13 protein-coding genes are annotated in these 12,677 nt (G+C 71.0%); 7 read left to right on the forward strand and 6 right to left on the reverse strand.

Going from position 1 to position 12,677, the window contains the following annotated elements:
- Positions 1-22 precede the first annotated feature (22 nt).
- The gene (locus ACZ6TI_RS43495; RefSeq protein ID WP_465351154.1) at positions 23-472 is read left to right on the forward strand and encodes a GNAT family N-acetyltransferase; all 450 of its coding nucleotides are present in this window, start codon (positions 23-25) and stop codon (positions 470-472) included.
- Here ACZ6TI_RS43495 and ACZ6TI_RS43500 read toward each other — a convergent pair.
- Entirely contained in the window at positions 438-1,340 is a 903-nt protein-coding gene (locus tag ACZ6TI_RS43500) for a CDP-alcohol phosphatidyltransferase family protein (RefSeq protein ID WP_465351155.1), read from the reverse strand. The genes ACZ6TI_RS43495 and ACZ6TI_RS43500 overlap by 35 nt on opposite strands.
- A 169-nt stretch (positions 1,341-1,509) precedes the next feature.
- Between ACZ6TI_RS43500 and hpt the strand changes: the two genes are divergently transcribed.
- Genes hpt through ACZ6TI_RS43515 form a run of 3 tightly spaced genes read left to right on the forward strand, consistent with a single transcriptional unit; the run spans position 1,510 to position 2,977 of the window.
- The gene (gene hpt, locus ACZ6TI_RS43505; RefSeq protein WP_465351156.1) at positions 1,510-2,076 is read left to right on the forward strand and encodes a hypoxanthine phosphoribosyltransferase; all 567 of its coding nucleotides are present in this window, start codon (positions 1,510-1,512) and stop codon (positions 2,074-2,076) included.
- Complete coding sequence (locus ACZ6TI_RS43510; RefSeq protein WP_465351157.1) at positions 2,073-2,744, forward strand: HAD family hydrolase; 672 nt, start codon at positions 2,073-2,075, stop codon at positions 2,742-2,744. The genes hpt and ACZ6TI_RS43510 overlap by 4 nt, the downstream gene beginning before the upstream one ends.
- Entirely contained in the window at positions 2,741-2,977 is a 237-nt protein-coding gene (locus tag ACZ6TI_RS43515; RefSeq protein ID WP_465351158.1) for a glutaredoxin domain-containing protein, read from the forward strand. Before ACZ6TI_RS43510 ends, ACZ6TI_RS43515 begins: the two co-directional genes overlap by 4 nt.
- On the opposite strand, the gene ACZ6TI_RS43520 is transcribed toward ACZ6TI_RS43515, so the two are convergent.
- The 3 genes from ACZ6TI_RS43520 to ACZ6TI_RS43530 form a co-directional block, all read right to left on the reverse strand.
- On the reverse strand, positions 2,904-3,602 hold the full coding sequence (locus ACZ6TI_RS43520) for a DUF4386 family protein (RefSeq protein WP_465351159.1): 699 nt from the start codon (positions 3,600-3,602) through the stop codon (positions 2,904-2,906). The two genes, ACZ6TI_RS43515 and ACZ6TI_RS43520, sit on opposite strands and share 74 nt — an antisense overlap.
- Before the next feature lie 65 nt (positions 3,603-3,667).
- The gene (locus tag ACZ6TI_RS43525) at positions 3,668-4,201 is read right to left on the reverse strand and encodes a hypothetical protein (protein WP_465351160.1); all 534 of its coding nucleotides are present in this window, start codon (positions 4,199-4,201) and stop codon (positions 3,668-3,670) included.
- Positions 4,198-4,338 carry a hypothetical protein gene (locus ACZ6TI_RS43530; protein ID WP_465351161.1) on the reverse strand — a complete coding sequence of 47 codons (141 nt, stop codon included), beginning with the start codon at positions 4,336-4,338 and terminating at the stop codon, positions 4,198-4,200. Before ACZ6TI_RS43530 ends, ACZ6TI_RS43525 begins: the two co-directional genes overlap by 4 nt.
- Positions 4,339-4,421: 83 nt before the next feature.
- Between ACZ6TI_RS43530 and ACZ6TI_RS43535 the strand changes: the two genes are divergently transcribed.
- Together ACZ6TI_RS43535 and ACZ6TI_RS43540 are read left to right on the forward strand one after the other, a co-directional pair.
- A complete protein-coding gene (locus ACZ6TI_RS43535; protein WP_465351162.1) occupies positions 4,422-7,376 on the forward strand; it encodes a BTAD domain-containing putative transcriptional regulator in 2,955 nt (984 codons plus the stop codon).
- 145 nt (positions 7,377-7,521) lie between these two features.
- Positions 7,522-7,938 (forward strand): HIT family protein, encoded by a 417-nt coding sequence (locus ACZ6TI_RS43540; protein WP_465351163.1) that lies wholly within the window; start codon positions 7,522-7,524, stop codon positions 7,936-7,938.
- Between the two features lie 35 nt (positions 7,939-7,973).
- Here ACZ6TI_RS43540 and ACZ6TI_RS43545 read toward each other — a convergent pair whose 3' ends face one another.
- Positions 7,974-8,609 (reverse strand): N-acetylmuramoyl-L-alanine amidase, encoded by a 636-nt coding sequence (locus tag ACZ6TI_RS43545; protein ID WP_465351164.1) that lies wholly within the window; start codon positions 8,607-8,609, stop codon positions 7,974-7,976.
- Positions 8,610-8,707: 98 nt separating this feature from the next.
- Between ACZ6TI_RS43545 and ACZ6TI_RS43550 the strand changes: the two genes are divergently transcribed.
- Positions 8,708-9,031, forward strand: a complete 324-nt coding sequence (locus ACZ6TI_RS43550) for a hypothetical protein (protein ID WP_465351165.1) — start codon at positions 8,708-8,710, stop codon at positions 9,029-9,031.
- A gap of 42 nt (positions 9,032-9,073) precedes the next feature.
- On the opposite strand, the gene metH is transcribed toward ACZ6TI_RS43550, so the two are convergent.
- A complete protein-coding gene (gene metH, locus ACZ6TI_RS43555; protein ID WP_465351166.1) occupies positions 9,074-12,601 on the reverse strand; it encodes a methionine synthase in 3,528 nt (1,175 codons plus the stop codon).
- Between the last annotated feature and the right edge of the window lie 76 nt (positions 12,602-12,677).

The raw sequence follows: 12,677 nt of genomic DNA on the forward strand, positions 1-12,677 counted from the left end.
GCCGATGCGACATCATGATCACATGACCGTGGTGGTGAGGCTGACGCTGTCGCATCCGTGGGTGGCCGACGTCGTGGAGCTGTTCGACGGCTATCGGCAGCACTACGGCGCGAACCCGGCGCCCGCCGCGGTCGAGGAGTGGATGCGCGACCAGATGGTCACCGACCGGCTGCGGGTCTATGCGGCGGCCCGCGACGATCTGGTCCGGGGCGTGTGCACGGTGTCCGTCGTACCCGCGTCGTTGACCCTGCGGACGGTCTGGCTGATCCGCGATCTCTACGTGGCGCCCGACGCGCGCCGCGGGGGTCTGGCCCGGGCGCTGCTGGCGCACGTGGCCGAGGCGGCGCACGACGAGGGCGCGCACCGGCTGTCGCTGCAGACCGAGACGGACAACACCCGGGCGCTCGAGCTCTATCGGCGGGCCGGCTTCGAGAGGGTCACCGACCTGGTGCAACTGCATCGGATGCTGTGACCAGCACGGCCTCGAGCGGCGGCAGCGCGGCGAGCTGGCGCGCGAAGCTCTTCGTCGCGGTGTAGAGCTTGTAGATCAGCAGCAGCTCGAACGCGATCAGCAGCGCCGCCGAGATCAGCGTGGTGCCGATGATCCAGCCCGTGATCGGGCCGACGATGAAGACGAACATCTGGAACTCGATGCCGCTGAACAGGTGCGCCCGGATGCGCTGGCCGACGAGCTTGTTGCGGAGCCGCACGAACGCGCCGAACCGGCCGCGGAAGTCGCCGTAGACGTCCACCGCGTCGTCCGTGTCGGCCCGGTCCTCCCGGTGCACGGTGACGGTCTCCTCATAGAAGGCGACGGAACCGACCCCGCGCGCCTCGGCGAGCTTGTCCTTCATGTCCTTCTTGACCTTGCCCATCTGCAGGGCGTTCAGGTAGCGGAACATGTCCAGGAAGATGACCAGACCACCGAGCCAGAGAAAAACCATTTCTCCGGTACGCGCGTACTGCCCGCCCATCAGCGCGATCGTGCACACCAGCACCCGGAGCCGGTCGAAGACGTAGTCCAGCCAGGCGCCGAACACCGACCCGGTGCCGTTCAGGCGGGCGATCTTGCCGTCCATGCAGTCCAGCACGAAGCTCAGGTGGAAGAGCACGGCGCCGGCGATCAGCCAGCCCCAGGTCTGCTGCCAGAAGCACGCGGCGGCGGCGACGCCGAGCAGGAACGCGGCGAGCGTGATGCGGTTCGGCGTGAGCGCCCGCCACGGCGCGACCAGCCGGACCAGGCGCGAGGCGAGCGGGTCCACCAGCCACACCGTCCACCAGGCGTCGCGATCCTTGTACGTGCGATCGCGCACCTCGGCCAGCGAAACCCGTTCCACCATTGCCGCAACCCCGCTGATGTGATGTGAAGGTGAACAGAAGACGACAGGGAGCATAGGGCCAGCGGACAAACGGACAAAGCGCGACGAGCACGTCTCACGAAATTGGTGCACGGCAGCGGGCGTGTCAGGATTCGGTCCTGTTCTTGTTGTTCTCTCCCAGGGGGCTGGCGTGGACGCCGAGCACGTGGCGGACGATCTCGAGTCGGTGGTGCTGACCGAGGAGCAGATCCTCACCCGGGTCGGCGCCCTGGCCGCGGAGCTGGGCGAGGAATACGCGGGACGCAACCCGGTGCTGGTCGGGGTGCTCGGCGGAGCGGCCACGTTCACCGTCGACCTGGCGCGCGCCTATGCGGGGCAGGTGGAGATCTCCTGGATGGCGATCAAGTCGTACAGCACGCGCAACCGGGCCTCCGGGTCCGTACGCCTGCTCAAGGATCTTGATCTGGACATCGCCGGGCGGGACGTGATCATCGTCGACGGGGTGATCGACACCGGCCTGACCATGTCCTGGCTGATCGCGAATCTGAAGCAGCGCGGCCCGGCGTCGGTCGCGGTGTGCGCGCTGATGCGCAAGCCGGACACCCCGCAGTTCGGCGACACCCCGACCCACATCGGCTTCGACGTGCCGTCCGGCCTGATCGTCGGCTATGGCCTGGACTACCACGGGCACTACCGCAACCTGCGCTGCACGGCCATCCTGGCCCCGCAGGTGCACGGCGCCGTCCCGGCCCGATGAAGGCGATCCTGTTCGACTTCTTCGGCACCCTGGTCGACTACTCCCCCAGCCGCACGTCGCAGGGCTACCCGCGGTCGCACGCGCTGGTGCCGTCGCTGTCCTACCCGGATTTCGTGGCCCGGCTCGACCGCACGTTCGCGGGCTTCGACGACGGCGACCGGGAGTCCTCGATGGCCGAGATGATGGCGGTCTTCCTGGACCGGCCGATCGACGACCCGGCGGTGGCCGAGTTCGAGAGTGTCTATCTCGAAGAGTGGTCCGCGCCGGTGACCCCGGTCGCCGGGCTCGACGGACTCCTGACGGACCTGCGCTCGCGCGGGCACCGGCTCGCGGTGGTGTCGAACACGAACAGCCCGGCGATGGTGCCGTCGCTGCTGGCCGGGTTCGGGGTCGCCGAGCACTTCGACGCGGTGGTGCTGTCGGTCGTGGTGGGCCGGCGCAAGCCGCACCCGTCGGTCTATGCGACGGCGCTGTCCGCGATGGGCGTGCCGGCCGCCGAGGCGGTCTTCGTGGGAGACTCGGTCAGCGCGGACTATCTGGGTCCTCGGGCGGCCGGCATCGACGCGTTCCTGATCGGCGACGACCCGCGGGTCCCGGAGGCTCACCGGCTCCGGTCCATCGTGGACCTCCCGGGCCGGCTGCGGGAGTCGCGGAGGGCGGACGCATGACGGAAGTGGTGGTCTACACCAGGCCGGGGTGCCCGTACTGCTTCATGCTGCGGCGGGGGCTGCGGCGCCGGAAGCTGGCGTTCACCGAGATCAACATCTGGGAGTCGGCGGAGGCGGCCGCGGCCGTCCGCGCGGTGGCGGACGGCAACGAGACGGTGCCTACCGTGCACGTGGCCGGCCGATGGCTGGTGAACCCGAAGGCCGGGCAGGTCGAGGAACTCGCTCGTCAGTGACGTCCGGTGCGGACGCGGAGCGCCAGAGGGCGGCCGACATCGCGATCAGCCAGAGGCACCAGGCCACGTACCCGGCGAAGTTGGTTCTGGTGGCGAAGTCCGCGCCCAGCGGGACGATGACGCCGGTCGCGATCAGAGCGGCCGAGGCGTAGCCGAGGAATGTCAACCAGCGCGGCGCGACCGCGTGGGCGACCAGCACCGTGAAGGCGGCGGTGAGCGCGTAACCCATGGTCTCGCCGACGATCTCGCCCAGCCAGAAGTGCAACCGCTCGAACGTCGCGTGGTCGCTGATGCCGGGCACGAACAGCACCCACCGGGACAGTCCGGCGACCTGCACCGTGGCGGCGGCGATGCCGAGGCCGGCGATCCAGCGGCCGCGCGTCCGGCCGGCGATCCGGCCGAGCAGCACACCGGCCGGCGCCAGCATCGCGGCGCTGATCACCAGCACCAGGAACCAGCTCACGACGCCGGTCCGGTGCGCGCGGAAGAGGTCCAGGATGTCGGCGGTGGGTTCCTCGAGGATCTGCGGATAGTCGAGGATCGAGCCGAGGGCGGTGAACCCGGCGATGGCGAGCAGGGCGGCGGCCGACAGCAGGGCGGCGGCGAGCCGGTTGGCGGAGTTCATGACTGTTCCTTTCCGAACCAGGTGAGCGGGCGACGCCTGTCCGGTGCCGAAGACCACGTGCCGGCTCATGCGGCACGCTCCAGGACCCGGGCGCGGCGGTTGAGGGCGAGCGGCAGCACGGCGGTGAGCACGGTGACCACCGCGGCGCCGCTGGATCCGAAGACGGTGAACCGGTCCTCGACCTGCACGCCGATCGCGGTGGTGACGGTCCAGCCGAGCGCCCAGATCGCGGCGAGCAGGACCGGCCAGGCCAGAGCCGCCCGGTGCCGGAGCACCAGAGCCTGCGCGGCACCGACCACGAGGCCGGAGATCGCGCCCTGCACGACCAGCGAGCCGAGGTCGGTGGCGTAGCCGACCGCGGCGGCGCCCGCCCCGAGGCCGAGAGCCAGGCCGATGCCGGTGGCGGCGATCCACTGTGCGACCGGCGGGCGGCCCGGGCCGAGGCCCCAGGCCTGCGCCGCGCCGAGGATCGCGCCGGTGATCAGGCCGCCGAGCAGGGCCGGCAGCGGACCGTCGACCGGGCCGGCGAGCAGGAAGGCGGTCAGCCCACCGGCCGGGAAGCCGAGGAAGGTGACCAGCCAGCGAAGGGTGTCTCTCATGTGCGTGCTCCTAATGCGATCCAGGCGACCAGCAGAGCCGGGGTCTCGTCGGTGGCGGCCCGGTCGAGGATCTCCGTGGCGGCGTCGCCGGCGCCGCCGATCATCCGGCGGATCAGGTTCTCGATGTCGTCGGCCATGGACACACCCTGGCGACGGGCGCTGACGATGCGCTGACGGCGGCCTGACGACCTGCGGCGATGCGCGGGTTTAGGCTCACGCTGTGATCACCGTGGCGGTTCTCGGCCCGCTCGAGATCCACCGCGACGGCGCCCCGCTGAGCGTGCCGTCCGGCAAGACCGCCGAGGTGCTCGTCCGGCTCGCCCTGGAGGCCGGGCGGGTGGTGCGCGCCGACCGGCTGATCGAGGACCTGTGGGGCGCCGCCACCGGACGCAACACGCTGCAGTCGAAGGTGTCCCAGCTGCGCCGCGCGCTGGGCGATCCGGCGCTGGTGGTGGGCCGCGACGGCGGATACCTGCTGGCCATCGGCGCGGAGCAGGTCGATGCGCTGCGGGTGGCGGGGCTGGCCGCGGCGGTGGGCGCGGCCCGGCGGTCCGCGGACCCGGCGACGGCGCTGACGCTCGCCGCCGAGGCGCTGGCGCTCTTCCGCGGCGAGCTGCCGGAGGCCGACTGGCTTCAACCCCATCGGGTACGCCTCGGCGAGATCCGCCTCGGCCTGATCGAGGACCTGCTCGCCGCCCGCGTCGACGTGGGCGCCGGCGGGGAGGTGATCGGCGAGCTCGAGGCACTCGTCGAGCAGCACCCGCTGCGGGAGGGCCTGTGGCACACGCTGATCACGGCGCTCTACCGGGCCGGGCGGCAGGCCGACGCCCTGGCGGCCGGTGCTCGCGTGCGGCGGCTGCTGGTCGAGGAACTCGGCGTCGATCCGGGGCCGGAGCTGCGTACCCTCGAAAGCCGGATCCTGCGGCAGAGCCCGGCGCTCGCCGCAGCGCCGCGGGTGGGCAATCTGCCCGCGCTGTCCTCCCCGCTGGTCGGACGAGTCGCCGAGCTGGCGGCCGTCGACGAGCGGATCCGCGACCGGCGGCTGGTGACCCTGGTCGGCCCGGCTGGGGTCGGCAAGACCCGGCTGGCGATCGAGGTGGCCCGCCGGCTGCAGGCGCCGGGCGGGGTGTGGCTGGTGCGCTTCGACGCGGCCGACGCCGGCACCTCGCTGCGGCGGATGATCGCCGAGACGCTGCGGGTGGCCCCGGCCGATCTGGACGACCGGCTGGCCGGCGCCGAGACCGTGCTGGTGCTGGACAACTGCGAGCACCTCGTCGAGACGGTGGCGGCGCTGACCGGCCGGTTGCTGGACGCGGCGCCCGGGCTGCGGGTGCTGGCGACCAGTCAGCTGCCGCTCGGCCTGGACGGCGAGGCGGTCCTGCCGCTGGAGCCGCTGGCGATCGCCGACTCGGTGGAGCTGTTCGCGGCGCGCGCCCACGCCACTCGGCGGCAGTTCGTGCTCGACGCCGCCACCAGGGAGACCGTGGCGGAGGTCTGCCGTTCCCTGGACGGCCTGCCGCTGGCCATCGAGCTGGCCGCGGCCAGGATCAAATCCCTTTCGGTACGCGAGATAGCGCGCCGCCTCGACGATCGTTTCGCGCTGTTGCGTGACCCGGCTTCGCGCCGCCGTTCGCTGGCCGGGGCCATCGCCTGGAGTTACGACCTGCTGTTCCCGGACGACCAGCGCGGGTTGTGGGCGCTGTCGTGTTTCGCCGGCGGCGCGCCGCTGGCGGCGGCCGAGCACGTGCTGGCCGCGCTCGGCGTCCCGCCGTCGTCCGCGGTCGACGTGGTCGGGCGGCTGGTGGACCGGTCGCTGGTCAGCGCCGAGTTCGGCGATGTCGTGCGCTACCGGCTGCTGGACAGCATCCGGGCGTACGCGTCGTCGCGTCTGCGCGAAGCCGGGGTCGCGGAGGTGGCCGGGGCGGCGCACGCGTCGTGGTTCGCCGCCGAGGCCGCGCGTCGGTCCGAGGTCGTGCGGGGCGCCGCGCAGGCGGAGTGCCTGGCGTTCGCGCGGGCCGAGCGGGCGAACGTCGACGCGGCGCTGGCCTGGTGCGCGGAGCACGATCCGGGGCTCGGGGTGCGGATCGTCAACGGCTTCGGATGGACCTGGGTGGTCCTGGGCGACGGGGTGGCCGGCGCCGCCCGGGTCCGCGCGGCCCTGGCGGCCGCGCCGCTGGCCTTCGCCCGCGCCCGTTTCGACGGCCTCCTGCTCGCCGGGTGGCTCGAGGCGTCGGCCGGCGATGTCGCGCTCGCCGCCACGGATCTCGACGAAGCGCTCCGCCTGGCCGGGCAGCTCGGCGACGAGCGCCTGGTCGCCGACGCCCACCGGCACCTGGCGTTCCTGCGCATTCAGCAGGGCCGTCCGCACGACGTGCTCGAATCGTCCGCCACGAGTCTGGCCGTCTATCGGCCGCTCGGCCTGGCGTGGGAGACGGCGGTGAGCCTGCTGCTCGCGGCCTTCGGCTCGATCATGCTCGGCGACACCGCGTCGGCCACCCGCGCGGCGGACGAGGCGGCCCGGCTGCTCGGTCCGATCGGCGATTCGTGGGGGCTGGTCCACGCCGAGGGCATGCTCGGCGCCGTCGCCCAGGCCGAGCACCGCCTGGACGACGCCGCCCGGTCACTGTCCCGGGCCGCCGCGGAGTCCGACCGGCTCGGTTTCCTGGGTCAGGCCGCCCTGCACCTGACCACGCTCGGCCGGGTGCAGCAGCGCACCGGCGAGACCGCCGCGGCGATCGACACGCTGAACCGGGCGATCGTGGCCGCCCGGAAGAGCAGCGACCCGCGGATCACGGCGACCGCCCGGGTGCACCTGGCCCGGATCCACCTGGCCGCCGGGGACGAGTACGCCGCCCGCGGCCTGCTGGAACTCGCCGACCACTGGTATCGGGTCGCCGGCGGCGACGGCGCTCTGCTGACCCGATGCCTGCGGGCGGCCACCGCCGAGGACCTGGAAGCCGTGCTGCACGACGCCCGGCGCGCGGAGAACCTCGAGGTGCAGGTGCTCGCGTCGGACGCGCTGGCCCGGCGCGCGGCCGAGCGGGGTGATCTGGGGGCGGCCCGCACACTGCTGGCCGCCGCGGACGGCCTGGCGACCACGATCCGGCACGTGCTCGACGACGCGGACCGGACGGACGCGAATCGGGCCCGCGGCACCATTTCCACCTGCAAATAGACTTGATTCGGCAGCGTCAATACAATGCCGAATGAATCACCGTCTGACGCATTGGTAACCCATTTCTGTGGCCCGGGAGGTGCTCCTCCCGGGCCACTCGCCGCACCATTCCACGCCCTCATCCGGCTGCGTTATCTTGACCGTCATGTCTCTCGCGCTGCCGTCGGAAACCGTGATCGAGACCGGCCCGCTGTGGACCCTGACGGTCAACTGGAACCAGAACCTGATCGGCAAGACGATGCTGGTCGCGAACCGCCCGGTCGAGTCGGTCACCGCCCTGCACCGGGACGAGTGGCTGGACCTGCACCACCAGATCACCCGCCTGACGGCGGCCGTCGGCGCCCTGTTCACCCCGGACCAGTTCAACCACGCGTTCCTGATGAACGCCGACGCCCAGGTCCACCTGCACGTGGTCCCGCGATACCGCCGGGATCGCGCGTGGCACGGGATGGTCTTCGACGACCCGCATTTCGGCGAGCTCTACGGCAAGGAACAGCGCATCCTCGACCCGGCGCACCTGGCCGCGCTGACCGCCGAGATCCGCTCTCGGCTCCCCGACTGACTCCTCCGGCCGCGATCCGCCGCATCGCCGCGGAGTCAGCCTCTCTGCTGGGTGTTCTTGTCGATCTCGAACAGCTTGCGGGTCTGGTAGCCGACGGCGGTCGAGAGCTTCCAGTCCTCCTCGCCCACCTTCACCGGCGTACCCATGATCGCCTCGGCGATGTAGCCGGCCAACTTCCGCATGTCCTCGTCGGTCATCTCTTCCTCCTCGGGTGCGGGCATGCCCGCCGTGATGAAGCCGTTCAGCTTGGAGCCCGGGCAGTCGGTCTCGGTGAGCGACCCGTGGCCGCGAACCATCAGCGTCCGTTCGCAGCGCCGATCGGCCTCGTCCCGCAGCCAGAGCAGCGCGATGCGCGCCTCGTCGGACAGGTCCGCGTTGTCGCCGATCACGCACACGCCGATGCCCTCGGTGTTGAAGCCGAGCGTGTGCGAGCCGATCACATTCCAGCCGCGACCCTCGTAGATCTCGCCGGTGTCGGCCCGGACGAGGAAGTTGTAGTCGATGTCGGCGAACCCGCGGCCGTCCATGCACCAGTCCTGGATCGCCCGCACGGTCTGGGTCACCGGCCCGCCGGAGTGGTGAATGACGAAGAAGCGGCGACGGGACGCCTTGACGGTGACCCGCGACCGCGGGGCCCGGGCGTTCCACTCGTCGCGAGGAGTGATGTGCATCAGGGCTACCCCTGTTTCGTTGCTCCGGTGACCTGGGAAATCACCGCGCCGTAGGACCAGTCTGCGAGCACGCCCGCGCCGGGCACCAGCCCCCTGCGGTGCCTGGTGAGGTGGCGGGCCGGCAGGCGAATGAGCCCGAAAGGCGCCTGACGGCCCACCGTTTCGAGGGATTCGGCGGGTCCACCGCCTGTCAGATGTATGTCACCGACGTGTTCGTGTCCTGGCTGGATCGTGGCAGCTTGGCGAGCATCGGCGCTGCGGCGATCGCCGCGGTGATCGACGCCTTCTTCGTGCGTCCGACAAAGGCTTCGAACTCGACGATCGCCTTCTTGACGATCCTGCTGGCCGTGGCAGCGGAAGGGCTCGCATTCATCGGCCTGGCGTTCGACATAGCGGGGACCGCCAGAAAACTTTGTGGCTGAGATCAGATCCCCCGTCAAGGCGCCATCAGGGCGGTGTGCCGGCTATTTGGCGTTGAAGTAGTTTGCGTCCGGGTTGTGGACGATGATCGCGTCGGTGGACTGCTCTGGCTCGAGCTGGAACTCCTCGGAGAGGGTGACTCCGATGCGGGTCGCGTCCAGCAGGTCGACCACCTTGGCCCGGTCTTCCAGGTCCGGGCACGCCGGATAACCGAACGCGTATCGACAACCCCGGTAGTCGTTCTTCAGGATGCCGGCCAGGTCCGCCGGATCCGACGCACCCACCGTCGTCCCGTCCGGCAGTGCCAGCTCGGCCCGCACGCGCCGGTGCCAATATTCGGCCAGCGCCTCGGTGAGCTGCACCGACAGGCCGTGCACCTCCAGGTAGTCGCGGTATTCGTCGCGGGCGAACATCTTCGCCGTGTATTCGCTGATCGGCTGGCCGACCGTGACCAGTTGCAGGCCCACGACGTCGAGTTCGCCGTCGGTGCGCGGGCGGAAGAAGTCGGCCAGGCACAGCCGGCGCTCCTGCCGCTGCCGCGGGAACTCGAACCGGGCCCGCTCGGCCGCGCCGTTCTCGTCCAGCACCACCAGCGTGTTGCCCTCGGAGTATGCCGGGAAGTAGCCGTAGACCACCGACGCCTCGAGGACGTGGTCGGCGATCAGGCGGTCCAGCCAGTAACGCAGGCGTGGCCGGCCCTCGGTCTCCACCAGCTCCTCATAGGACGGGCCGCTGCCGCCGCGCGAGCCACGCAGACCCCACTGCCCGAGGAAGGTCGCCCGCTCGTCGAGCATCGACGCGTAGTCGGACAGCGGCACGCCCTTGATCACGCGAGTGCCGAAGAACGGCGGCCGGGGCACCGGCACCCCGGTCGCCACATCCGAGCGGACCGACGTGTCGGTCAGCGGGGGCAAGTTTTCCGTCACCTGGGCGCGCTGGCGCTCGCGCCGGGCCCGGCGGGCGGCCAGTGCCGCCTCGCGCTCGGGGTCGACCACCGCGACGCCACCACGTTTCGCCGTCATCACGCGGTCCATCAGGGACAGCCCCTCGAAGGCGTCGCGCGCGTAGTGCACCTCGCCGTCGTATTGCGAGCGCAGGTCGTCCTCGACGTAGGACCGGGTGAGCGCCGCGCCGCCCAGCATCACCGGGTAGCGCGCGGCGATCCCGCGGGAGGCCATCTCCTGCAGGTTCTCCTTCATCACGACGGTGCTCTTCACCAGCAGGCCGGACATGCCGATCGCGTCGGCGTGGTGCTCCTCGGCCGCCTCGATGATCGCGTTGATCGGCTGCTTGATGCCGATGTTGACGACCTCGTAACCGTTGTTGCTGAGGATGATGTCGACCAGGTTCTTCCCGATGTCGTGCACGTCGCCCTTGACCGTGGCGAGCACGATGCGGCCCTTGCCGGCCTCGTCCTCGTTCTTCTCCATGTGCGGTTCCAGATAGGCCACCGCCGCCTTCATCACCTCGGCGGACTGCAGCACGAACGGCAGCTGCATCTGGCCGGAGCCGAACAGCTCACCGACCGTCTTCATGCCGTCGAGCAACACGTCGTTGACGATCGCCAGGGCCGGTGTCGTTTCCAGCGCGCTGTCCAGGTCGGCCTCGAGGCCGTTGCGCTCGCCGTCCACGATGCGCCGCTTGAGCCGCTCGTTCAGCGGCAGCCCGGCCAGTTCCTGCGCCCGGGTCTCGCGGGCCGACGCCACGTCCACACCCTCGAACAACTCCATGAACCGGTGCAGGGGGTCGTACCCCTCTGCCCTGCGGTCGTAGACCATGTCGAGCGCGACCTTGCGCTGCTCGTCGGGGATGCGCGACATCGGCAGGATCTTGCTGGCGTGCACGATCGCGCTGGTCAGGCCGGCCTGCGCGCACTCGTTGAGGAACACCGAGTTGAGCACCTGCCGGGCCGCCGGGTTGAGCCCGAAGGACACGTTCGAGATGCCCAGCGTGAAGTTGACGCCCGGGTAGAGCTCGGTGAGCCGCCGGATCGCCTCGATCGTCTCCAGGCCGTCCTTGCGGGTCTCCTCCTGACCGGTGGCGATCGGGAAGGTCAGGCAGTCGACCAGAATGTCCGAACGCCGCATGCCCCACTCGCCGGTCAGCGCGTCGATGAGCCGCGAGGCGACCCGCACCTTCCACTCCGCCGTGCGGGCCTGGCCCTCCTCGTCGATGGTCAGCGCGACCACCGCGGCGCCGTGCTCCTTGACGATCGGCATCATCCGGCCGAACCGGGAGCCGGGACCGTCGCCGTCCTCGTAGTTCACCGAGTTCACGATCGAGCGGCCGCCGAGCATCTCCAGGCCGGCCTCGACCACCTGCGGCTCGGTGGAGTCCAGCATGATCGGCAGCGTGGACGCCGTCGCGAACCGGCCGGCCAGCTCGCGCATGTCCTGCGTGCCGTCGCGACCGACGTAGTCGACGCAGAGATCGAGCACGTGGGAGCCGTCCCGGGCCTGCCCGCGGGCGATCTCCACGCAGGCCTGCCAGTCGCCCGCGAGCATCGGCTCACGGAACGCCTTGGAACCGTTCGCATTGGTGCGCTCGCCGATCATCAGCACGCCGGCGTCCTGCCGGAACGGCGTCTCGTGATAGATCGACGACACCCCCGGGTCGTGTGCGGGCTGCCGGGCCGACGCGACATCGCCGCGCACCGCCTCGACCACCCTGGCGATGTGCTCCGGCGTGGTCCCGCAGCAGCCGCCGACCAGCGACACGCCGTATTCCCTGACGAACCGCCCGAGAGCCTCCGCGAGCTCATCGGGGGTCAAGGGGTAATAGGCGCCGCCGGCGGCGAGCACCGGCAGGCCGGCATTCGGCATGACCGAGACGGGTACGCCCGCGTTCTGCGCGAGGTAGCGCAGATGCTCGGTCATCTCGGCCGGCCCGGTCGCGCAGTTGAGCCCGATCAGATCGATCCCGAGCGGCTCGAGGGCCGTCAGCGCCGCGCCGATCTCGCTGCCCAGCAGCATCGTGCCGGTGGTCTCCACGGTCACGTGCACGATCAGCGGGATTTTGCGCCCCACCTCGGCCATCGCCCGGTGCGACCCGACCACGGCGGCCTTGGTCTGCAGCAGGTCCTGACAGGTCTCCACGATCAGCGCGTCGGCGCCGCCGAGGATCAGGCCGGCCGCGTTCTCGTGGTATGCGTCGCGCAGCGTGGTGTAGGTGGTGTGACCCAGGGTCGGCAGCTTGGTGCCCGGACCCATCGAGCCCAGCACGTACCGCGGCTGGTCGGGGGTGGAGAACGCGTCGGCCGCGGCGCGCGCGATCGCCGCGCCCGCCTCGGAGAGCTCGCGGATCCGATCTTGAATGTCGTAGTCGCCGAGGTTGCCGAGGTTGGCCCCGAAGGTGTTGGTCTCGACACAGTCGGCACCGGCCGCCAGGTAGGCCTCGTGCACGCCGCGGACCACGTCGGGCCTGGTCACGTTGAGGATCTCGTTGCAGCCCTCGAGTCCCTGGAAGTCCTCGTCCACACTCAGGTCGGCGGCCTGCAGCATGGTGCCCATGGCCCCGTCGGCGACAAGGACACGATCGGCCAGGGCGGCGAGGAAGTCAGCGGAGTTCGGCACCTTGCCAGGCTAGTCGCTGAGCGCGGGCGTGCCGAACCCGTCACCCGTGGTGCCGCACCGATGTGATGGGGCTCTC

Source organism: Actinoplanes sp. NPDC051388 (assembly GCF_055586225.1).

Excerpts from the sequence above, each read along its gene's own strand:
- ACZ6TI_RS43495 (WP_465351154.1), top strand. The coding sequence starts at position 23 with ATGACCGTGGTGGTGAGGCTGACGCTGTCGCATCCGTGGGTGGCCGAC.
- ACZ6TI_RS43500 (WP_465351155.1), bottom strand. The coding sequence starts at position 1,340 with ATGGTGGAACGGGTTTCGCTGGCCGAGGTGCGCGATCGCACGTACAAG.
- ACZ6TI_RS43510 (WP_465351157.1), top strand. The coding sequence starts at position 2,073 with ATGAAGGCGATCCTGTTCGACTTCTTCGGCACCCTGGTCGACTACTCC.
- ACZ6TI_RS43515 (WP_465351158.1), top strand. The coding sequence starts at position 2,741 with ATGACGGAAGTGGTGGTCTACACCAGGCCGGGGTGCCCGTACTGCTTC.
- ACZ6TI_RS43520 (WP_465351159.1), bottom strand. The coding sequence starts at position 3,602 with ATGAACTCCGCCAACCGGCTCGCCGCCGCCCTGCTGTCGGCCGCCGCC.
- ACZ6TI_RS43525 (WP_465351160.1), bottom strand. The coding sequence starts at position 4,201 with ATGAGAGACACCCTTCGCTGGCTGGTCACCTTCCTCGGCTTCCCGGCC.
- ACZ6TI_RS43530 (WP_465351161.1), bottom strand. The coding sequence starts at position 4,338 with ATGGCCGACGACATCGAGAACCTGATCCGCCGGATGATCGGCGGCGCC.
- ACZ6TI_RS43540 (WP_465351163.1), top strand. The coding sequence starts at position 7,522 with ATGTCTCTCGCGCTGCCGTCGGAAACCGTGATCGAGACCGGCCCGCTG.
- ACZ6TI_RS43545 (WP_465351164.1), bottom strand. The coding sequence starts at position 8,609 with ATGCACATCACTCCTCGCGACGAGTGGAACGCCCGGGCCCCGCGGTCG.